Source organism: Acinetobacter gyllenbergii CIP 110306 = MTCC 11365 (assembly GCF_000413855.1).
GTDB lineage: Bacteria > Pseudomonadota > Gammaproteobacteria > Pseudomonadales > Moraxellaceae > Acinetobacter > Acinetobacter gyllenbergii.
Window position 1 is genome coordinate 20,750 of record NZ_ATGG01000017.1, and the last position, 20,564, is coordinate 41,313.

Here is a 20,564-nt window from a genome sequence, read left to right on the forward strand (position 1 = left end):
TTAAAGATTGGCTTGATAGAATGGAATCAGCTTATCTAAAGCAATTTTGACCGGCTCTGCTTTGTCATAGAGGTCATAATGAGACCAACCTTCGACCACCACCAATTCTTTATTTTTTGAGGCAGCACGATTGATAATTTCAAAACCATCACGATAGGCACCGAAACCACCTGGCTTACTCCCTATAATAATCATCAAGGGCTGAGTTAATAAAATTTCTGCCAAGTGGAAAGCATCCCAACCCACAGCAACAGCATTGCGAGAAAACAGCGTTTTATTAACGCCATTCGGCTTTTCACCACGTGCTGTACGGTAATATTCGGTCGCTTCTAACGGGTCGATATCGGCATGATCTGCTTTTGCTGCTTCAACCGTTGGATATAGACCTTGATCAACCCGAAGTGCTGCACCTCTTGCTTCAGCTGTACGTTGAGCCGCAATCGCCTCTAAAAATGCAATCGGATTACCGCCACTGGCTTCGCGCATCACACGACCATAGTTTGCACCCGTAATCGTGCCGACCGCTTTAATACGGCGTTCGGTCATGGCCGCGTTGATCGAGTAGCCTCCACCACCACAAATGCCCAAAACACCAATTCGATTTTCATCGACATAATCTAGCGTGACCAGATAATCAGCCACAACGCGAAAATCTTCAACACGTAACGACGGGTCTTCGATATAACGAGGTTCTCCTCCACTTTCTCCCTGAAAACTGGCGTCAAATGCGATCACCACAAAACCCGCTTTAGCGAGTGCTTCCCCATAAACATTGCCCGAAGTCTGCTCTTTGCAACTACCAATCGGATGTGCGCTAATAATGGTTGGATATTTTTTAGTTTGATCAAATGCGGGTGGAAAATATAAATCTGCGGCAATATCCCAATAGGTATTTTTGATTTTAACTGCTTCCATTTCTTCACCTCTTGAATGTAGGAAAGAGTAAGCAAAGATCTCTTTGCTGATAACATCAGTTTAGAGACTCGCTGCAAATCAAAGTTGCCTATTTTTAAAAATAGTTTGCCTATTCTGAGTTTTTATTATTGTAAATCTCGGCTGGGCGTACTGCCAAATAATCGTGAATATTCGCGAGTAAATTGTGACTGACTCTCATAACCAACCAAATAAGAAATCTGCTGCATATTCATTGCTTGGGATAAGATCAGCTTTCTAGCCTCTTGTAAGCGCAACTGTTTTTGATACTGCAGCGGCGTCATACCCGTGATTTGTTTGAAGTGATTTCTTAATGTCGCGGCACTCATATGTGCTTGCTCGAAAGCATCTTGTATACAGTTTTCTTGCAGAAAATTATTTCTTAGCCAATGAATCACGTTGAAAACATGTTGATCTGACACGCTTGCCTTGACTAAATTACGTAAGTAAACACCGTGTTGTCCGACCAGTAAACGAAGAATAATTTCTTGCTTGATAATCGGTGCCAGTTGCTCAATCATTGTGGGTTCTTCGATCAAATCAACCAAACGTGTCAATGTATTCACCAGAGCACTATCGAGATACTCAATTGAAAATGCGGGCAGATTTTTTAGCTTAATCTTGTCATCTAATGCCTGTACAGTTTCAATAATCAAGTTCAAATCCAGTGACAGCATCATTCCGAGAAAAGGTTCTTGATAAGATGCCTGTGTCACTCGACTAATTGCGGGCAAATCAATAGTGGTTAGCATGGTTTGACCTGCCCCATAGCGATATACTTTATCCCGAATAAGAACCTCTTTTTGCCCTTGCAAGACAATGCCTAGACCAAGTCCATAAATACAATGGATAGACTGTTTGGCTATACGCCGATGTAAAGAAAAACCTGCAATCTCAGTTTGGAAATCTTCAATTTGAACGAGTCCATCAACTTTATGGGCTAATACTTTAATTTGTTCTTTGGTTTGATCTGACGCATACATCGCATCACCTACCTCTTCGCACATCTGATCTCATATGAAATATGAAAATAAGTACAATCTCTTTTAAATAAATAATTATAAACCTTGTCGCATGCGTTGAATGTCCCGTTGAGGTGATTCACCAAACAAACGACTGTACTCACGACTAAATTGCGAAGCACTTTCATAACCCACTAACCCAGCAGCTCGTCCAGCATCAACATTTTGGTTAAACATCAAATGCCTTGCTTCTTGTAATCTTAACTGCTTCTGGTATTGCAATGGGCTCATACCCGTCACAGCGCGAAAATGCTGTCTAAATGTCGATGGACTCATAAAGGCCTGATCTGCGAGATCATCCATTCTAATCGGCTGCACATAATGATGCTTTAACCAACCCACCACCTGATGAATTTTCTGATTTGCCGAACCTGATTTCACTAACTGACGTAAATATATACCATGTGGACCATTCAAAATACGCACAATAATTTCTTTCTGAATCAAAGGCACTAGATGAGGCAACATCAGGGGTTCATCTAATACCTTAACCAATCTAAAAAAAGCATCAATCAAAGCGGTATCAACAGCTTCCACCGTAAAAGAATGATGTATATTTTCTACAATAGTGCTGTTTTGAATAGGCATTTCTGCCACAACCTGATTCACCATTTGTAAATCAAGCAATAATAAAACTGCTAAAAATGGTTTTTGTGCTGAAGCTTGTACGATATGTGATGTTACAGGCAAATCAATCGTGGTCAACATACTTTGCCCTTCAAGGCATTGATAGACTTGATCACCAATTACAACTTGTTTTTGCCCTTGCAAGATAATGCCAATTCCCAAGTTATAAACACAATGTGTACTGTCAGTCGGATGCATTTGACGATGAAAAGAAAGTTGAGGAATCACAGAAATGTGATCACCAGATTGCTCAACACAACGTGAAACGACCTGAATCAACTGATCCATATTCAGATTTCTTTCAACAGAGATCGCCATAGCAAATTCATTTATCCAGATAGGGGTTTAAAATAGAGGCAATTCATTGATCCTCAAACATTAATCTATATCAAAAAACATGCTTGTTGCATTCAAGCAAATACTCTAGCTCAAGATTTATCACGCAGCTAAAAATGAGTAAATAAAGATTTGGTAATGATTTTCACTAAATAACCAACTTATCCAACCTTCAAAACTTGATCCCAGTGAGTCAAATAACTGGGGGATTTGTGCTTTTGCATCATTTGCCATGCACGGCCATGAGGACTGATTAAACGTCCTAATGTCATGGTATCCCGTCCAAATTTCTCATTAATATCATCAAACGCCACAGAAAGCTTTCGTCGAGCAAGCAGCTCATCTGTATCATGGAATAAATCAACAGCATGACTATGTTGTGGAATAATATCCAACAAAATCACTTCTGCTTTTTTATAGCGATGCCCTGCTTGATAAATACGGTCTAGTCCCTGCTGTACCGCCTTGATAATCTCTAAACGGTCATCGCTGTAGTCAGAGAGATACACCACCGTATAAGGTCGATAATATTGATCTTTGTTAAACCGATTGGTTCGAATGCTGACACCAACCGCCTTACATAATAGTTTCTGATGCCGTAAGCGCTCTATGGCACGTAAACTAAATTCAGTCAGTGCGCCACTTAAATCACTTTTCTCTTGAATCGGCTGGCCAAATGAACGACTACTCAACACTTGTCGTCGCTCAGTCACAATATCCTCGATTTCTAAGCAGGCCATGCCCTGTAATTCTTTCACCGTATTTTCCATCACTACAGAAAAATACTTGCCTAGCATTTTCGGGTCAGCTTGGACTAAATCCATCACCGAGCAGATATTCATTTTTTCCAAACGCTGACGAATCTTTCGCCCAACGCCCCACACTTCGCCCGCGGGTATCCGCAGCAATAAGTCTTCAATCACGCATGGGTCTTCAGCCACGATATTACAGACACTATTAAAACAGGGATGGGTTTTGGCCAAATGATTGGCAAGTTTGGCTTGTGTTTTGGAATAACCGATCCCGATACAACAGGGCAATCCCAACCAATTTTTAACGGTATCTAAAATGGGTATCCGGAATTTCTGGTTGATAAAATGCCAAAGATGTAAAGAAGAAAATCTTTCTCAGCGGATTATCTGATTGATCCTCTTCAGCCTACTCTACTGCCAATTTTCTGTTTCCACCTTCGCCTGAGTCTTCATAGCGATGCTGACTAGGGAGGACAGCGAGAGCTGGGCAAGCGTCAAAGCGGTTCTGGTTCATGCGCAATCCGGACACCTGCACAACATTCCTCTTGTAAGAAACCGATCAAATTCTCTAGGTGCCCATACTCGGATATACAGACAATCGTGCGGCTATGTTTCTCCTGCCGGATCAGCCCTACCTTGGCCATGCGCGCAAGGTGATGTGATAGCGTCGAAGCAGGAATACCCAGCCCCTTCTGGATATCTCCGACCGAAGCCCCATCATGGCCAGCTTTGACCAGAAAGCGGAACACGGACAGTCGGTGACTATTCCCTAGCTCAGCTAAGCTGGCTGCAACCTTTTCGTGATCCATAGCACGCCCCAATAATTCGATGTTTCTAGAATTATAGTTGACAGGTCGGATAAACGCAAGTAGGCTGCGTACATCATTTCGACAATACTAGAAATATAGGAGTAATATTGAATGTCATCTCAACTCCAAGACGCTCTAGGCATGTTCGCCTTTCTCGCTATCGAGCTATCGGTTTTATTCATTGGCATTAGCTTGCTGGTCGGAGTTCTTCAACGTCACATCCCACCATCCAAGGTGGAAGCGTTACTGCCTTCCAGTGGGAAGCGAGGCTATTTTCTTGCTGCTGGTTTAGGAGCTATAACGCCCTTCTGTAGTTGCTCGACTATCCCCATGTTGAAAGGGTTGATTCGGGCACGGGCCGGTTTTGGGCCGATGATGGTGTTTCTTTTCTCATCTCCGTTGCTGAATCCTATCGTCGTCGGCCTGCTGGTTGCCACGTTTGGATGGACACTTACTGCTATCTATGTGCTCGCCGCTTTGGTGGTCGCGGTAGGTGCCGGATGGCTGCTTCACACGCTTGGCTTCGAGCGTTATGTGCGCCGGACGGCGACACAAGAGAGCAGTGGATGTAGTTCATCAGCAAGCCCGTGCAGTGCTACATCGACCGCATCGAGTTGCGGCACCAACAGCTGCGACACCACTCCGAAGACGGCTTCTTGCGGGGCTGATAGGAAGACAACAGTCTCTACGTCTAGCGAATGCTGTGACAGTCAACCCACTGTCACGGTTAAGAAAGAAGGGAAGTACAGTGGTGTGTGGCGGGAAGCTTGGTCGGACTTTATCGATGTGTTGCCTTACCTGCTCATCGGTATTGCGATTGGCAGCGTGATCTATGGTTTCATGCCCACTGACTTATTGGAGCAGTATGCAGGCCCAGATAATCCCTTTGCCATTCCAGTTGCCGCTGTCATCGGCCTGCCGTTGTATATTCGCGCTGAAGCCGTCATACCTCTGGCAGCGGCTCTGATGGCCAAAGGCGTGGGTGCCGGGACGGTGCTAGCGTTTATCATCGGCAGTGCCGGAGCCAGCCTGACTGAGCTCATTCTGTTGCGCTCTTTGTTCACGCTGAAGCTTTTAGCGGCGTTTTTAGCAGTCATTTTTGCTATGGCGATGATTGCCGGTTACGCCACCTACCTGTTTTTCTGATCAAGGCGGGAGATGATTAATTCGTTAAGCCTTCCTGGGTACCAGTTGGTGGATTCTGATGAGCAGAATGAAGACATACATTTTCGGCTTGAAGCACCTACACCAGTAGCCTGCGAGGGGTGCGGCGTGCAGGGTGAGTTCGTGCGGTTCGGCAAGCGTGACGTTCCCTATCGTGATCTGCCCATCCACGGCAAGCGGGTCACTCTCTGGGTGGTCCGCCGCCGATACACCTGCCGGGCCTGCAAGACAACATTCAGGCCCCAGCTACCGGAGATGGTGGACGGATTCCGTATGACACTGCGGCTGCATGAGTACGTGGAGAAGGAATCCTTCAACCACCCCTACACCTTTGTGGCGGCACAGACCGGCCTGGACGAGAAGACGGTGCGCGACATCTTCAACGCCCGCGCCGAGTTCCTGGGGCGCTGGCACCGCTTCGAGACGCCCCGCATCCTGGGCATTGACGAGCTATACCTGAACAAGCGCTACCGCTGCATTCTGACCAACATTGAGGAGCGAACCCTGCTCGACCTGCTGGCCACCCGCCGCCAGGACGTGGTGACCAACTACCTGATGAAGCTGAAAGACCGGCAGAAGGTCGAGATCGTCAGCATGGACATGTGGAACCCCTACCGGGCAGCGGTCAAGGCTGTGCTGCCCCAGGCCCGTATCGTGGTCGATAAGTTCCATGTGGTGCGCATGGCCAACGATGCCCTAGAGAGAGTGCGCAAGGGCCTCAGAAAGGAGCTGAAACCGTCCCAGAGCCGGACTCTCAAGGGAGACCGGAAAATCCTGCTGAAACGCGCTCACGAAGTCTCAGACCGGGAGCGCCTCATCATGGAGACCTGGACAGGCGCGTTCCCGCAACTGCTGGCCGCCTACGAGCACAAGGAGCGCTTCTACGGCATCTGGGACGCCACCACACGGCTCCAGGCAGAAGCCGCCCTGGACGAGTGGATAGCCACCATCCCGAAGGGCCAAAAGGAAGTCTGGAGCGATCTGGTCAGGGCAGTGGGAAACTGGCGCGAAGAGACCATGACCTACTTCGAGACGGACATGCCCGTCACCAACGCTTACACGGAGTCCATCAACCGACTGGCCAAGGACAAGAACCGTGAAGGGCGCGGTTACTCCTTCGAGGTGATGCGGGCACGAATGCTCTACACCACGAAGCACAAGAAGAAGGCACCGACTGCGAAGGTCTCTCCTTTCTACAAGAAAACCATCGGTTACGGACTGCCGGACTTCGCAGAGGAACTCAACTACGGAGTCGATCTATCAACCATCTGATAATGGTATCAGGTTGGTGGGGTAAAGGTGCCCCATCAACCATTAAATCCGTATACCCTCTAAAATTTGATGGGCATATTCAGTTAAATCATAACTGTGCTGATAAGCCGTCAGCTCTAAAAAACATTCATCAATCGAATACACTTCCTGTTCACACGGATCAACAAAACTCCCTAAAATGTTCATAAAACGGCGTGACATTTCCGCATACAAGGCATAATTACTGGAAAAGACCTGTACCTGATGTTGTCGAATAATCTCTTCAATTTGGAAGAATGGCACAGCCATTCGAATACCGAGCTTTTTTGCCTCATAAGAACGAGAAACCACACAACCATCGTTATTTGACAAGACCACCACAGGACGCTGTTCCAACTTTGGATTAAACACACGTTCGCAACTGACATAGCAGTTATTCACATCAATCAAAGCAAAAATACGTTGCGGCAGACTCATTGGCTTACCTCATTGGCTTCAGGTTATAAGTCACAACACCCCAGATCAGTAGCTCTTGCCCCTCTGTAATATAAATATTCTGATAATCTGGGTTTTCGGCTTTCAACCAGACCTTCGGTGGACTGAAATGATGATCAACCATCAAGCGTTTGACGGTAAAATCATTGTCAACCAAAGCAATCACAATATCTCCAGACTTGGCTGGAAGACTACGATCCACCACTAAAGGATCATCAATATCAATTCCAGCATCCAACATCGACAGCGAGTTCGCTTTAACAATAAAAGTTGAGTTTTCGTTACGAATTAAAAACTCATTTAAATCGAGCGCTTGTTCAACATGATCTTGGGCAGGCGACGGAAAACCCGCAGCAACTCGTTCCGTTGCCAATGGAATATGATAAATTCGATCATTCTTGGCTTGCACATTTTGGATTTTCATCGAAGTAGTCAAATCTGTACGTGCATCGGTTTTGACATTATTCAGTAACCAATTTTTGATGAAATCAACTTGAGACTCAGGCACTCGAATCACTTTGGTTGGTTCACTAAATTGTGCTTTGCGCCCTGCATTGCTTCTGGCACCGCCATGCTCAAATTCATTTTTTTTGGACATAACTTCCCCCACCCAAGTTTAAAATACCTGCAAATAATTTAACTTGAAAAAGTTACAAATTCAAGTTGACGTACAATTAATTTTGCATAACAATAAATTCAATAGATCAGATTTTGGCTTGTTTCACTTAGACAAGGATGTAGGGCAAACCAATATTTATGTTTTAAATGAATGACTTATGATTTTTTTAAAAATTTAAAATGATTAAGTTATTGATCTAACTCATGAATATATTTGATCTCTCAGCAGTTAGGTTCTATCCAAATATTTTTGATGTGGAGACATGAAAAATGAACAATCGACGTGATGCTATTCTTGGTTATGCTGACGAACAACATGCTTTCTTTATTCGCCTAATCGAGAACAATACTGTGTTAGGTGATAGCTACGGGCTATTTTGTGACAACCAAAATAGTGAAGCCGCAGAAAGTATTATGACCACACTTTTTTTAAAGAAATCTTTTTGGCTCAATGGTTCAGAGTTTAATGACATTGTTAAAGGGCTTAACCCAATTCATTGATAAAACATATCGACTCAATATGACCCTACTATAAAAAGAGCTTGTACAATGACTGTGAAGAGACAAGCTCTTTATTTTTTATCTGTGATCTAACCAGTTTTCAAATGGCTGGTATTGCTCACAAATAAAAAACCCACCTATTTGATCGCATCAGTGGGCCTTTATACGGTTGAATCATCGGGTTAAATTCAGATAAATCTTTTATCGTTTACAGGTGCAACTAGCTTATAAATTTTTCCATCGGTATTGCTTTCAAAAAGTAAGTCAATATTTGGAAAAATGATATTTCCTTCTACTTCAATATGTTCAACCCGTTTAAAAAAAGGAATATCTTGGTCTTCTAAATCATTGAGCTGTGCAACGACAATCGATTCATTTTCTTCTTGATCCTTGACGATGACTGTAATCTTATCCATAACAGTTCTCCCAATATCTATAGTTCATAGGACTATGGGAAATTTTCGATAAATTGTCGACTAAATGGTTGTAACAAGAGTTATAAGTATTATCTTTTTATTTTTTTAGACTCTAAGTCGTTGAAGTTGACTCTAAAATTATAAATTTCGTTAATATTTATTTAACCGAACAGTTACAGTTCACTGAAAAACGTATCAAAATAATTCATTCTGGTTTCTTTGCCAGACATCTGAAATGAATACGCTGCTTAACATTTATCAATGAAATTTGCAGCTATTTACAAGATGCTCATATCAAAATAAGTACCTTAGCATTTAGTAGCCAATACCAGATCAATTATGACGACACGAACACATCAAGATATTGAAATTGTGAGTAATACCATTTTCAAATATCTTATATCCAATCAAGAGTTATTGAATCATGTCATGCATCATCTTGAATACCAAGAATTTAATGATGGAGAGCTAATTGCATATGCAGGTCAGAATGTCGATGGATTCAGCATCATTAGCTCTGGGAGAGTCCGCTACTATTACACCATGTTGGATGGTAAAGAACGAAATAAAGCCTTCTTTACCCAAGGTCAGCTTATTGGTTCATTAAGTGCATACTTAACCTCTCAGGCGCTTCCTTTTAGTATTCAGGCCTTAGGTAATGTCCGGCTATATAAAATCCCTATTAAGCTGGTTGAGTCACTCAGAGAAAAATATCCAACAGAAGTTGAACTATTTATTGGTCGAGTTGCAAAAGAATTATTCATACGCAATGAACAACGGGAAGCCATGCTGCTCACGGCCAATGCAGAACAGAGATATCACTGGGTGCTGATGAATGAACCGTGGATTGTCGACCAAGTGGCTCAATATCATTTGGCCTCGTATTTAGGGATCGAAGCAGAGTCACTATCACGGATCAAAAAGAAGTTTTCGGACTAATCTATTTAGGGCTTAAAGCATGGTGAGTTTAAGAGCATATACCGCGATCACATTATTTGGCTGGCAAAAAAAATTATTATTATTACATCCCAATAATACCAAATTGATGCGGAGAATCTTCGAACAAGGGACCAGCATTGTTCCGATACCCAATCAGTTGAGCTTTGAACATAGCCATATCGAAAACTTGCCTATCCTTAGCATTCACAATCAATCAACGCATAAAGTCAAAGGCCGTATTTTATTTTATATTCATGGCGGTGGTTTCGTTATCGGTAGCCCACACAGTTATCGTGCCTACGTCGGCACCTTATGCAAACTTGCCAAAGCAGAATTTGCCTATTTACCAGATTATCGTTTAGCTCCAGAACATCCCTACCCAGCAGCAGTAGAAGATGTCTTGTTGGCATGGCAAAGTTTATCCGACAAATTTCCAGCGCATGAAATTTTACTTGCAGGAGACTCTGCAGGTGGAAACTTAGCCTTAGCGTTGAGTGTCATTCTAAGAGATAAACAGCTCAACATGCCTAAAAAAATCTACTTACAATCGCCTTGGTTAGACCTAACCTTAAGCTCATTGAGTCATGCTAGACAAGATAAACGAGATCCTTTTCTGGGCACCTATTTTTTGGAACGGGATTTTGCAAGACATTATGCCAAAGACCATCTCCAGAATGATCCATTATTATCACCGTTATATGCTGATTTTACAGGCCTTCCACCGCTACTGGTACAGGTCGGTTCTCGGGAGGTTTTACTTGATGATAGTCGTGAATTTGCAAAAAGAGCGAAGGCTACCAATGTTTCAATCACCTTATCAATTTGGACCGGAATGTGGCATGCATGGCCACAAATTCCATTTGTTCCAGAGAGTAGAAATGCATTGATCGAGGCTGGGAAATGGTTAGACCAGAGTTGAAAGCAAACGAGTAACCGAGCGTTTGCTTATAAATAAATACAACTGCGAACAGCTCAAACTATTCTCGATTCACTTCTGTTCTTTCAACAGCCACATCGTATGAATAAAATTTTGCTTAGTGTCCCAAGGTGTTAAATGAATTGAGCTTTCGTAATGAATTAGCCCAAAGTCCTCACCAAGTCTCTGCGCTAACTTTTCCACACTATAGCGTTCTACAGGCAAGCCACTACACTGTGTTGGACCATCTTCGGCAAAGGCAGAAATCATCAAAAGTCCCTTTTGCTTCAAGGCATGCCGTACATTCTTTAGATATTGCGCTTGCTGTTCTTCTGTCACCATAAAATGAAATACTGCTCGATCGTGCCACACATCAAAAAACTGAGGCGCAAGTTCAGCTGTACAAATATCTGCAACCAACCAATGAATTTGGCTACTCTCTAAACTCTTCTCTATTAATCTTGCTTGTGTTGTCTTCAATGCGGTTTCAGATAGATCAAGCACATGCAGATTTTTATAACCCGACTCGATCAGCTGATCAATGAGCAGTGATGCACCGCTTCCAACATCAATAATTTTTGCATCAGCTGATAGATTCTGAGATTGGATTAGTTCTAATGTTTTCTGATCTTGTTGCTGATACCAACTCACTTGATCAACCTGTTTCGATTGATAAACATCTTCCCAATAATTTCTGCTCATTTGAGTTCCTTCTCAGCACTGATCAAATAGCCAGCCATCAACTCAATGGTAACGGTCATCTTATGATTATTGCACTGGCCTGAGCTAAACGATAGCAACCGTAGCGATTTGTCCTAATAGATCAAATAAAAACTATTTCTGAGTCATTACACTGGATACTTCTTTCTGGTTTTGGGTTTTATCATCCACTTGCTCAGTACGTTGTTCAACTTGATTTTTTAACTCTAAGTATTGTCTGGCATCATCTCGACGATGAATCCCACCAAGTTTTAAGGCTTGTGTATCAACCTCCTCATCAATATCTGCTTTTTTAGTCGACTGCTTAATCAGTGAAGGCTTACTTTTTTCTGGCAAGGGATTTTTTGAAGCACCTTGCTCTCCATTCACGTCTACGGGCATATCAGTGGCCCAAATGAGCGTTGATGCCATCAGAATTGACATCAAACATAGTGTTCTTCTCATGCTTATGCCCAAGTAATTTTTTAATTTTAATGCATTATATTAGCACGTTAGCATAAACTTGGAGATTTTAATTTTCCGTAGAACTATGCAAAATTGACACTATTCTCCCTGAAATAACAGATTCAATTGATATCGATTTTATTCACTAAAATAGCGCTCACTTAAAATTCGTGCAAAATAATTCACCTCATTTAAATAGCGTTGATCAGCATAAACAATCCCTACGTTTAAACTGACATTAAAATCTTCGACCGCCACAATTTCGAGATCCGAGTTAAATGCAGGGTGCTGATCAATAAAAGGCTTTGGAAAAATCCCTAAACCATCTCCATTTAAAATACTGTGTAACTGCGGTTCTATCCCAAAAATTTCTTTATTTGCATATAGGAACAACTTTCGTTCTTTTAGTTCTTTATTTAAACACTCTCTAAAGCAACATCCTTCAGGGTGGATCACCCAACCTTTCCTACTGCATCGCTCCAAACTGGTATGTTCTTTAACGCCACTTCTGACTGAAACCACAACTAAAGGTAAAGTCCCAATATTCAAGAAAAATAAATGACTAGAAAGATTAAGATTGGAAGGAATCATTACAATTGCAAGCGGCAACTCACTCTCCGCGACTTGCTGAATCAGACTTCGCCCCCAACCGCTTTGTATTTCAACACTGGTTAAATAATGGTCGTGCTTATACCTTTCATAAATATACTCTGAGAGATCATCCACCAAGGTAATTGGAACCCCGATATTGATTTTTTCTTGTTTTGGAAGGACCTCTTGCTGATGAAAATACTCTAATTGTTCCATTTGTTCGAGGATATAACGACCTTTAAAGTAGACTTGCTCTCCCAAATGCGTGAGTTGTAAAGGTCTGCTTTTTCGATTAAACAGCTTTCCTTTTAGTTTTTTCTCAATATTATTAATACGTTTAGTTACAGTAGATTGATCAATACCTAACTTTTCTGAAGTTACAGTTAAAGAAGAGTTTTCAACAGCATATATAAACGTTTCTAAATCTTTAATTTCTAACACCGTAATACTCTTCTACCTATTCATTAGACCCGTTCTAAATCACTTAGAAACGCTTTCATCACTGGCTTTGCATTTCACTATGATGCTCCGTATACATTTACGTTTCATACGAAATTATCAGACTCGATATAAACTCAGCAGAAAGCCCCCCTCCTTTTTATCCGATAATATAGACTACCAATTCCCTCGACGATGATTGGTTACCCAACGATACATGCCTTGAATATTCGGTATTTTCATCGTACTGAAACCAATCCAGTCCTGAACATCTGGGCCGAATTTGACATTACGATAAAGCTGATCCCACGACTGTCCTACGCGAACCAAGTCTAAAACTTGTTGATGTAAATCGACAATGTAATGGCGCAATGCGATCTGATCTTCACGTGTGGCAGGGCTATAGTGTCCAACATCAATAAAATCGACATCTTGCTTGATTACCCAATCCAAGGTATCAATCCAACCTGTGTAATAGAAATCTAAAAAATCATTGTATGGCATGCTCTTACTTTCACACACATCAGTACATTGCAAAGCTTTGTATTTAGGAAAAAGTACCATGACCATACTGTCTGAATGGCTAGGTGCAACGTAATGTAATAACACCTCCTCGCCCCCTAGACTAATCTTCATGTCTTGATCAAACACTCGATCAGGCAATGCAGTGGCTAATTTTTCCCCAACAATCGGTTCAAGACTACGTTGATTGGCGATAATGGTTGCCCCATCTGCTTTAAAGACTTGCCCACCACTAATATGGTCTGCATGGGCATGGGTATAGACCACATATTTTACAGGCACATCAAAACGTTTCTTGATTTCATCTTTTAGCCATGTTGATGTACAGGTCATCGCTGGATCAATGACCAAAGCACCTTCTCTGGTGATCAAAACTAAACCGCTATGTACAGCCAAGCCTGCACCCGTAGTATGTCGATACAGATTGCCTTTAACTTGCGTTAAACTTCTTGGATTATCTGGGCAGGACGCTGCCGTAAAATCCGCTAATACAGCACGATTCTGATAGATCGATTGATCTACAACAATCCCATTATCTGTCGCAAAAACAAAGTTGAAAGGCAATGACAGCAATAATGCTACAAAAAACTTATTGCTCAGAAATGCCCTAATTCTTTGATTTTTAAACGTACCCATCGACAACCCCTGCATAGATTTCACGGAGACCAATCTAACAAGTTCAGCCCCCGGACAAAACCCACAAAATCCGCAATATACTGTCCTAAAATTAGCAACAATAATGGGTTGGGCCGCCATGCAAAAACTTGATGATCTGTTATTATTTGCAGAGGTAGTCGAACACGCAGGGTTTTCAGCTGCGGCACGTAATTTGGGTCTACAGCGCTCTAAACTCAGTCGACATATTTCAGAACTGGAAAATAGAATTGGCGTCCGCTTATTACATCGCAATACACGAAATGTTGTTCTTACCCCTGCTGGAGAAGAAGTCTATATTCATGCAAAAGCATTAAAGCAAGCCGCACAAAATGCTTTTGCCGTTGCAACCGATCTTGCAGGTGACCCTAAAGGGACATTAAGAGTGGGTTGCTCTTCTACTTTTGCTCAAGAAGCATTGCTGCCTATTCTTGATTCGTTTTTACGTCAATATCCTAAGATCCGCCTGATCATTAACACATCAGATCACAATATTGATTTAATCAGCGCACAAGTCGATCTAGTTTTTCGAATTTCCTCCAAACTTCTCAATGATTCGAGCTTAATTATTCGTCCAGTCTGCGATTTACCGATGGTACTGGTTGCCAGTCAGAATTATATGAGGGATAAAGAAAAAATTGAGTCGCCAGAACAACTCAAACAGTTAAATTTCATTGCTTTAAGTGTGCAAATGAACCTGATCTCCCAAATATTCACCAGTCAAAATAATGACTTAAATACAGTACTACTCGAGCCTTATATCAGTTGTGGCAATATGTCGGTACTCAAATCGGCTGTGCAACAAGGCATGGGGGTTGCGGTTCTGCCCTGGTATTTATGTGCCAATGAACTAGAGTCTGGCCAATTTGTAAATGTCTTTAAAGCTGATTCTGCATGGTCACCTCAAGCGTCTTTAGTGAATGCACTTATTCCAACACGGGAAAATATTTTATTAGCCACCAAGCTCTTTTTAGATTTTTCAATTCCACGGCTACGGCATAAACTAAATCCTGCATTGAGCAACTAAATGGTTCATTTTAAAATACAACCATCCATCAATAAAATAACTTCTTTAATATCAAAATATTATTACTGTTCATATAGACACCGACACTTGCCGAACATATTATAAATAAAGTAAACAGGTGCATCGATAGGATATACATCCCGATCAAGTAAATAGAAAATTTCTCCATCATCCAATATGGTTAGAATTTTGTTTTTCCGTTTTAAGATAATGCCGTGTTTGATTATTTTCTGAATTTCTTCTGCATCAATTTTAAACTGATAAAAGCAAACAATTTGCCCTGTTTTCAAATGCTCTGGAACAATCTTTTTGTACTTTCCACAGGTCAAGCAAATCCACTTTTTCATTATCAATGCTCTGCAAAAAGCTCCCCTTATTGTATAAAAAGCAGCCAGTAAAAAATTAACAGCAAAGCATTAAAAAATTATCATTTCGTGAAAATTTAAATATTTATTCATATTAGGACAGGCTTATATTCTTCAGTATAAGTACAGATACTTAGATACCCCTCACATCTGTACTTGCTCTGGATAAAAGCTATAAATACGACACTTCAGCACCACTAGAATCGCTGTGAAATACTGAGCTTATAATCGCGACCGGTACCAGTCATATATTCACCTAAATACATTTTATAGTCTCGATTAAATAGATTATCGATTGAAAAATTTAAAGTTGGACCTTTTTCACCAATAGGTTGCCAATCCGCATAAACACCATGTAGCGAATACCCCTTGGTTTTGGGTAAAGAAAAAGAGGATGCTGCAATCGATTTATCGTTATCAGACAAGCTACGATCCTGTTTAGCCACAAAGATTCCTCGCCAGCCCATGGTTAAATGATGTTCAGGTACATTCACACCTAAGGTCGCTGTTGCCTTTTTCGGAGGTATATCTGTCATCCATGTTTTTTGTTCAAACCAGGGATTTACAGGTGAATTGTCACGTTGACCACGAATATAAGAATAGGTTAAACCTGTGAACCAAGTTGGCTGATTGTAGAAAATCTCGGCCTCATAGGCTTTGATGGTATAGTCAGTGACATTACGATAAAAGCCATGCTTATAGTTTCCATTACAATCATTAATACTGCCATTTCCGCCATTGGCATTGTTTTCCGCTTGTGCCTTACAGAAGGTTGATCTGTTTCGGAAAATTTCATCCCCCCCCCGATTATGATGATAAGTCAAACGAACTTGTAAGTGGTCTTGCTCTGCAAAAACATCATCAAAGTTCATTTCATTACCAAGGCGGATCGCCAACATTTTTTCAGGCAATAAATAACGACTGGTTGATGGTACAGAGGTTATTGCCGATTGCACATAATATTGCTCGTCAACACGGGGGGCACGCCATGTTTTACTGATATTGGCAAACCAAGTGAGATAATCGGCCTGCTTCCAAGCCAAAGCTAAACGTGGCGACCAACCCGTGTAGGTTTTGCTTGAATAATCATGCCCTGCACTTGGATCATTATAACGTGATGCTCGGTTTGGATTGCCAGTATTGGTAATATGATCATAGCGAAGCGATGGTGTAATCGTGAAACTATTGATCTGGTATTGATCTTCTACAAATGCACTCAACATTTGCTGTTTGCCTGAAGGCATATAATTTGGTTCATAATAACCAAAGTTATAGTCTGGTTTTTTAGCGTTGTTCTTATCGTAAATGAGTGAGTTCTGCTCCATCTTTTGATATTGCGCCCCAACCTTTAATTTATGTGCGCCATAGGTAGTCGCAATATCACTAATATTACTGAGTTTAAATGCGGTATTGGTATAGGTCACCCAACTTTCATTGCCCAATGTTGCCGCCGATCCAGTCACACTTGGTAATCTTTGATCATGCTGATCGGTCTTTGAATAAGATACTGTTGCCTTCAAATTTACATATGGGTTTGATTCAGGGTTTAATTCATATCCAACCGAATAGCTGCTATCGTTTTGATCACGATAGACCAAACGCCGTTTCCATGCTTCCTCATATCCATATTTTTTAATATCTGCTTCTGTTGGAACTGCATCTTGATCTCGCATTGCCGCAAAAGGTTCCCAGCCCTTATGCCCACTTTGCATTGCATTCAAACTAATTTTTTGGCTGTCTGTCGGATGAAAATTGAGTTTGGCCAAATAAGTATCCTGCTGCTGTGCAGAATACAAAAACTTGCTGCCGTCAGGGCGTTGAACATCGCCACTATCTCGATTGGTATAGTAAAACATCCCATCAACGACACCATTTTCACTCTTTCCATACACAGCACCGGTATAGGTATTTTGAGAATTATTGGAAAATCGTGAATATTTAAAGAAAGCACCGATATTTTTATCGTTGGTCAATAAATCAGTTGCATCTTTAGTTTCTAAAGTGACCTTTCCTCCAAAGCCACCATTTCCAACCTCAACATTATGTGGACCTTTATCGACTGTAATCTTCTTTAACAGTTCAGGTTCAATAAAGACAGAACCTTGACGATATTTATCAAAACTTTTGACCGAATCATCTAAGGTAATGGGAACATCCTCAACACCTCCCATCCCTAAGATATTAATGGTTTGTCCACCTGGCCGAGGTGAGCCAGCAGAACCCACACTCGGCATGTGGTCCAACAATTGTGCTACATTGTTGGCTTGATAACGATCAATCGCTTTTTGATTTAAGACACTCTGACCAAATTGAATGGTATCGTGCTTATCCGCCTGCACCACAATTGGTGTCATTTGATAAATTTGATTTTGCGCATTGGTCTTAGATAATGTTTCTTGTACAAGCGGTACTTTTGTGACGCTATCGGCCAAAACAACCTTGGTATTATCTGCATAGACAGGCATAGTCAAGGTATACATAGATAAAGCAATAGCCATTACAAGAGGCTTAATCACCTTTGTTTGAGGGAGAGATTGGGGCATAAACTTCACCAGAAGATCAAAAGCATCGGCAACCTAAATCAGGTGCTAAAATAATCGACGCTTTAACCGTATAAAAAATAATAAAAATCAAGATTCAATAAAGCGTTGCAGCATACGCCAAATCATTGTGACTACAAACCTAATTGGCTGGAGTTCAACAGTAGCAAGACACCGTCTATGGTTAATGACAATAAATCAACTACTATCAAGGAGGATTGAGGCAACATATCTCATTCAATTCAGTAAAACATCACAAATAATATTGATTATCATTTACATTTGTGCAAATGTAAATGGGTGGATAAGATTTTTAAGACATCCAAAAAATCCAAAGACACTCGAATTTGTATTGTACTGCAATTGTTTCTGTTTAAATCATTGCAGTGTAAGTTGAATATTCTCAGAATTTGATCCATGCCCCATTTATGATGATCTTGATATATAGTCAATAAGCTGTGTATTGGGACAACTATTGGCTAAATGGCTTAAGATCGTACCACCCAGACACGCATACTGAAGTAGGAACACCTCAGAATCAAGAACGATGATTTAAGATTTTTTTCTTCCTGTATTGTAAGGGACTCATCCCAGTCCATGACTTAAATGCTCGGATAAACGAAGTTTGTTCTTGGTACGCCAATAACATTGAAATGTCCAGAATGCTCAAATTGAGATCGGCAAGATAATCAAATGCTAAATCTCTACGGACTTGATTCAATCTTTCTTTAAAGGTATATCCTTGCTGCTTTAATTTCAGTTGAAATATCCGAGCTGGCAAGCCCAACTTATTTGCAACATCCTCTACACTGATATTCCCCTTACTTACAGCTTGAATTATTGTTTTCTGTATTAACTCATCAAAAAGATCAAGCTTAGGACGTTTTGACAACAATACATTTGCCTGCTTGATTAAAATATCATTTAACACAGGATCTGCATTAAGAACTTCTAAATCAAGACTGGTCATTGAAATATATATTTCAACATCTTCACTTTCAAATTCGACGGGACAGCCAAAAAAATTTTCGTAATTATAAAAAAATTTTGTTTTCTCTGTACTAAAACTTACTTTTCTTACCTCTATTCTATGCGGATGTACTAACTGATCTAAAAGAGTATAAAAAACCCCCATTAATAATTCATCTACTAAATGATTATTTTTAAGATAAGGATCAAACCCCCACCGAATGACAATAAATTGATCAGAAATAGACATGTTTGCGGGCTTTGCCTCACAAAACAGCCTTTGATATTTTATAAATACATTTAATACATCTAATATATTTTCACATGACGAGGCAATATATCCTAAAATACCGAGATGTTTAGGCTGAGTATATTTTGATATTTCCAGTCCAAGTGTTGGCTTAGACTGTTTTTGACTAATTTCCTCCAATAGTTCAATCCATTCCCCGATTGGAATCAGTTCACTTGTTTTATAATCACTCAAATATTTTGCATTTTTAAGATTATTTTTTACACAAAAATTAATCAATAAATTAAGCATCGAACTTGATATTAATTTAACCTGATTAGGATGACTCAAAACCATTGCTACCCACTCATATCATATCTAAAAGCCCACCTCAGAGAAGGAATCAAAAAACCAGTTACACAAGTATATTATTTAACCATTCTTAAAAATTAACGATAATCCAGTTTTCCATTTTTCATACTAATGCGGCAAAAAATCCATTTTTTTGTGATATTAGTCACAGATAATGCTCAGAATCTACTTTAAAATTCAATAAAAAAATTATCATTTCTATAAAAAAACTTATCATTTCAGGGAAAGTTTCAAGATTGCAAAAGTATCTTCCCGAAAGTAAGAGTTAAAAGTAAGGCTTGTTCGATAATCAGATTTTCAATCTGAATTATATAAAGTTATAATTTTTTAAATTTTCTTTTTATCATCTACATTATTTCATATTGATGAATATTGACTATTTTCAAAAAATTTTAATTATTTTTTAAAGCACTAAAATGACAATAAACCGCCTCAATTTGGTGCAAAAATTTAAAGCATCGTTAAATTCATTGAGTTTCTATTTATTTTCTTACACAATAAATTTAAAATCATTTTGATGGGAAAAAAAGCTCAACGACAAAAATTAAGAGAAAGATAGAAACAATCAAACCAAAGCTAAACAGTAGAGAAAATCCAACCAAAAAGTAATAATCACTCATTTTTTCAAAAATATAATTTAAAAAATATAAAAACAAAAAAATATAACCAATATTTGAATTCCACAAGCACATGATCAGTAAAAAAAATACATTATGATTCAGATGTTTTTTATTTACTTTAATTTCACTTGCTTTATTTATCTTCCGATAATCGGATACTGTAATTTTTTTATATACCACATCTACACCTTGGCTATATAATATAAAAATAAAATAACTGCTTTGTGTACTAAATAATTAGCATTTAATACACAAAAATTAGCATTTTTTCAAAATCACTGTTTATCCAATTTT

General features: G+C 40.2%; 19 protein-coding genes and 2 pseudogenes. 6 read left to right on the forward strand and 15 right to left on the reverse strand.

Annotation, left to right across the window (positions count from 1 at the left end; all coding sequences use genetic code 11):
- The 5 genes and pseudogenes from F957_RS09475 to F957_RS09455 form a co-directional block, all read right to left on the reverse strand.
- Positions 1 to 915, reverse strand: a complete 915-nt coding sequence (locus tag F957_RS09475; protein WP_016540593.1) for an alpha/beta hydrolase — start codon at positions 913 to 915, stop codon at positions 1 to 3.
- Between the two features lie 125 nt (positions 916 to 1,040).
- The gene (locus tag F957_RS09470; protein WP_016540592.1) at positions 1,041 to 1,940 is read right to left on the reverse strand and encodes an AraC family transcriptional regulator; all 900 of its coding nucleotides are present in this window, start codon (positions 1,938 to 1,940) and stop codon (positions 1,041 to 1,043) included.
- 51 nt (positions 1,941 to 1,991) lie between these two features.
- Positions 1,992 to 2,900: an AraC family transcriptional regulator gene (locus F957_RS09465; protein ID WP_016540591.1), complete on the reverse strand. Its 909-nt coding sequence runs from the start codon at positions 2,898 to 2,900 to the stop codon at positions 1,992 to 1,994.
- A 179-nt stretch (positions 2,901 to 3,079) separates the two neighbouring features.
- Positions 3,080 to 3,988 (reverse strand): annotated as a pseudogene (locus tag F957_RS09460) (DinB/UmuC family translesion DNA polymerase); the annotation flags it as partial.
- Positions 3,989 to 4,164: 176 nt separating this feature from the next.
- Positions 4,165 to 4,479 (reverse strand): ArsR/SmtB family transcription factor, encoded by a 315-nt coding sequence (locus tag F957_RS09455; protein WP_008294929.1) that lies wholly within the window; start codon positions 4,477 to 4,479, stop codon positions 4,165 to 4,167.
- A gap of 111 nt (positions 4,480 to 4,590) precedes the next feature.
- Here F957_RS09455 and F957_RS09450 point away from each other — a divergent pair, with 111 nt between their 5' ends.
- Together F957_RS09450 and F957_RS09445 are read left to right on the forward strand one after the other, a co-directional pair.
- Positions 4,591 to 5,625, forward strand: a complete 1,035-nt coding sequence (locus tag F957_RS09450) for a permease (RefSeq protein ID WP_016540588.1) — start codon at positions 4,591 to 4,593, stop codon at positions 5,623 to 5,625.
- Positions 5,626 to 5,637: 12 nt separating this feature from the next.
- Positions 5,638 to 6,915 carry an ISL3 family transposase gene (locus F957_RS09445; RefSeq protein WP_000610830.1) on the forward strand — a complete coding sequence of 426 codons (1,278 nt, stop codon included), beginning with the start codon at positions 5,638 to 5,640 and terminating at the stop codon, positions 6,913 to 6,915.
- Positions 6,916 to 6,963: 48 nt separating this feature from the next.
- On the opposite strand, the pseudogene F957_RS09440 reads toward F957_RS09445, so the two are convergent.
- Both F957_RS09440 and F957_RS09435 read right to left on the reverse strand, forming a co-directional pair.
- Positions 6,964 to 7,371 (reverse strand): annotated as a pseudogene (locus F957_RS09440) (Y-family DNA polymerase); the annotation flags it as partial.
- Positions 7,372 to 7,375: 4 nt separating this feature from the next.
- A complete protein-coding gene (locus F957_RS09435; RefSeq protein WP_016540586.1) occupies positions 7,376 to 7,987 on the reverse strand; it encodes a LexA family protein in 612 nt (203 codons plus the stop codon).
- Positions 7,988 to 8,277: 290 nt separating this feature from the next.
- On the opposite strand from F957_RS09435, the gene F957_RS09430 reads away from it, so the two are divergent.
- On the forward strand, positions 8,278 to 8,508 hold the full coding sequence (locus tag F957_RS09430; RefSeq protein ID WP_004652770.1) for a hypothetical protein: 231 nt from the start codon (positions 8,278 to 8,280) through the stop codon (positions 8,506 to 8,508).
- Positions 8,509 to 8,696: 188 nt separating this feature from the next.
- On the opposite strand, the gene F957_RS09425 is transcribed toward F957_RS09430, so the two are convergent.
- On the reverse strand, positions 8,697 to 8,924 hold the full coding sequence (locus F957_RS09425) for a hypothetical protein (protein WP_016540585.1): 228 nt from the start codon (positions 8,922 to 8,924) through the stop codon (positions 8,697 to 8,699).
- Positions 8,925 to 9,263: 339 nt separating this feature from the next.
- Between F957_RS09425 and F957_RS09420 the strand changes: the two genes are divergently transcribed.
- Positions 9,264 to 9,863, forward strand: coding sequence for a Crp/Fnr family transcriptional regulator (locus F957_RS09420; protein WP_016540584.1), 600 nt, complete (start codon positions 9,264 to 9,266; stop codon positions 9,861 to 9,863).
- A 19-nt stretch (positions 9,864 to 9,882) separates the two neighbouring features.
- The gene (locus tag F957_RS09415; protein ID WP_016540583.1) at positions 9,883 to 10,782 is read left to right on the forward strand and encodes an alpha/beta hydrolase; all 900 of its coding nucleotides are present in this window, start codon (positions 9,883 to 9,885) and stop codon (positions 10,780 to 10,782) included.
- A 69-nt stretch (positions 10,783 to 10,851) separates the two neighbouring features.
- Here F957_RS09415 and F957_RS09410 read toward each other — a convergent pair whose 3' ends face one another.
- The 4 genes from F957_RS09410 to F957_RS09395 all read right to left on the reverse strand — a co-directional run bounded on the left by F957_RS09410 (position 10,852) and on the right by F957_RS09395 (position 14,130).
- Positions 10,852 to 11,481: a methyltransferase domain-containing protein gene (locus F957_RS09410; RefSeq protein ID WP_016660371.1), complete on the reverse strand. Its 630-nt coding sequence runs from the start codon at positions 11,479 to 11,481 to the stop codon at positions 10,852 to 10,854.
- 132 nt (positions 11,482 to 11,613) lie between these two features.
- Entirely contained in the window at positions 11,614 to 11,943 is a 330-nt protein-coding gene (locus F957_RS09405; RefSeq protein WP_016660372.1) for a hypothetical protein, read from the reverse strand.
- A gap of 138 nt (positions 11,944 to 12,081) precedes the next feature.
- Positions 12,082 to 12,975 carry a LysR family transcriptional regulator gene (locus F957_RS09400; protein WP_016540580.1) on the reverse strand — a complete coding sequence of 298 codons (894 nt, stop codon included), beginning with the start codon at positions 12,973 to 12,975 and terminating at the stop codon, positions 12,082 to 12,084.
- 174 nt (positions 12,976 to 13,149) lie between these two features.
- Complete coding sequence (locus tag F957_RS09395; RefSeq protein ID WP_016660373.1) at positions 13,150 to 14,130, reverse strand: MBL fold metallo-hydrolase; 981 nt, start codon at positions 14,128 to 14,130, stop codon at positions 13,150 to 13,152.
- Positions 14,131 to 14,248: 118 nt separating this feature from the next.
- Between F957_RS09395 and F957_RS09390 the strand changes: the two genes are divergently transcribed.
- Positions 14,249 to 15,175, forward strand: coding sequence for a LysR family transcriptional regulator (locus tag F957_RS09390; RefSeq protein WP_032860530.1), 927 nt, complete (start codon positions 14,249 to 14,251; stop codon positions 15,173 to 15,175).
- Positions 15,176 to 15,237: 62 nt separating this feature from the next.
- Here F957_RS09390 and F957_RS09385 read toward each other — a convergent pair whose 3' ends face one another.
- The 3 genes from F957_RS09385 to F957_RS09375 form a co-directional block, all read right to left on the reverse strand.
- Complete coding sequence (locus tag F957_RS09385) at positions 15,238 to 15,522, reverse strand: hypothetical protein (RefSeq protein WP_016660374.1); 285 nt, start codon at positions 15,520 to 15,522, stop codon at positions 15,238 to 15,240.
- 215 nt (positions 15,523 to 15,737) lie between these two features.
- A complete protein-coding gene (locus tag F957_RS09380) occupies positions 15,738 to 18,083 on the reverse strand; it encodes a TonB-dependent hemoglobin/transferrin/lactoferrin family receptor (RefSeq protein ID WP_016660375.1) in 2,346 nt (781 codons plus the stop codon).
- Positions 18,084 to 18,618: 535 nt separating this feature from the next.
- Entirely contained in the window at positions 18,619 to 19,635 is a 1,017-nt protein-coding gene (locus F957_RS09375) for an AraC family transcriptional regulator (protein WP_016540576.1), read from the reverse strand.
- Positions 19,636 to 20,564: the final 929 nt, after the last annotated feature.